Annotated in this window: 2 protein-coding genes; one reads left to right on the top strand and one right to left on the bottom strand. The window is 54.0% G+C overall.

Annotated elements, in window-relative coordinates; all coding sequences use genetic code 11:
* The coding region (mazG, locus tag EJP87_RS16480; RefSeq protein WP_227657727.1) for a nucleoside triphosphate pyrophosphohydrolase at window positions 1–559 on the bottom strand (559 nt) is incomplete at its 3' end.
* 371 nt (window positions 560–930) lie between these two features.
* On the opposite strand from mazG, the gene EJP87_RS16475 reads away from it, so the two are divergent.
* The coding region (locus EJP87_RS16475) for a flagellar hook-basal body complex protein (protein WP_193771484.1) at window positions 931–1,356 on the top strand (426 nt) is incomplete at its 3' end.

Genomic DNA, 1,356 nt, shown 5'->3' with positions numbered 1-1,356 from the left:
CTTCATGTACTTTGCGCAGTACACCGTGTACATCGGGCCAATCAAAACCGATCTGCCCCATTTTGCGTTGCACCTTGGCTGCCCATAGTAAAGCGGGCAGGCGGCTGTGCACATCGTCAAACAGCGAGGCTGGACCAGACTCTCCCTGCTGCTGACGCAGACGGCTCTTCTCCTGGCGTTTTATCTCCTCCCAGCGTCCAGGCACCTCTGTGGCCAGCAAAGAGTCTCCCTCCGGGCTGGCAAAGACATGAGGATGGCGCCGGGTCATCTTTTCCACTACCCATTCGATCACCTCCTGCAGTGAAAAATCACCCTGTTCTTCGGCAATGCGGCTGTAAAAGACCACATGGAACAAGAGATCTCCCAGCTCATCACGCAGAGCAGATACCTGTCCGGTCTCTACCGCTTCGGCGACCTCATAAGCCTCCTCGATGGTATAGGGGACCAGAGAGCGCCAACTCTGCTCCTTGTCCCACGGGCAGCCTTGGGCGCCACGCAGACGGGCCATCAGTGCCACCAAAGCCTGCATGGCTGTTCCGACCCCCTCTGTCTCTTCCATTTTTGCCATTCTCTTGCCTCGCTGCACACTTTACGAAGGCCGGCATTGTGGCACGAGCGGTTCCTCCGCTTCAATGGGGAAAAAATTGCCGATACTCGCTTCTCTTTTCTACCGGTACAAAGTTCCTCTCTGTCTCTTTGCTCTGCTGAACAGGGGGTTGACTGTGGCAAAAGAGGTTTTTATCGTTTTTGTATGAGGGTTTGCGAGGGTCTGTTTTGTTAGATAATTCAGATATAAAACAATAAGTTAACCATGTGTTTTCTCCCCTTGATTGTGGCGGTTTTCCGCCGTTTGGGGCAGGGCATGGCGGGCTGTGGCATGCCGGTTGCTACCCGATGGGAGAGTTTGGACCTTCAGCAGGAGATGGTGGGATGGATAGCGGATTATATGCAGCAGTCAATGGCGCGATGCGGGCAAGTTTGCGTATGGATGTTTTGGCCAACAATCTGGCCAACAGCACCACTGCCGGCTTCAAAGAGGATGAGATCACCTTCGACTCCTACATGACCAAGCCAGGAGCAGCACAGTTTCCTTTGCCTGGTGACTCCTTCATGGGCTTGACCGGTCCCAAATATATTCCCTTTCCTTTCAGCAGTCCGGCCACCAATGCCTACAGCATGACCTATCCCCGCGCCGATGGTACCCATGTCAATGTCAGCCAGGGAGCCTTGAACAGCACCGGCAATCCATTGGATGTGGCTATTGAAGGTGAAGGTTTTTTTGTTTTGAATACCCCGCAAGGGCGCCGTTATACACGGGATGGCTCCTTTGCCATCAACTCCCAGGGTGAGTTGGTC

The organism is Candidatus Magnetaquicoccus inordinatus (assembly GCF_004217665.1).
GTDB classification, from domain to species: domain Bacteria; phylum Pseudomonadota; class Magnetococcia; order Magnetococcales; family Magnetaquicoccaceae; genus Magnetaquicoccus; species Magnetaquicoccus inordinatus.
Note: the sequence above shows the minus strand (reverse complement) of the source record. Positions and strands in the feature narration are given on the sequence as shown.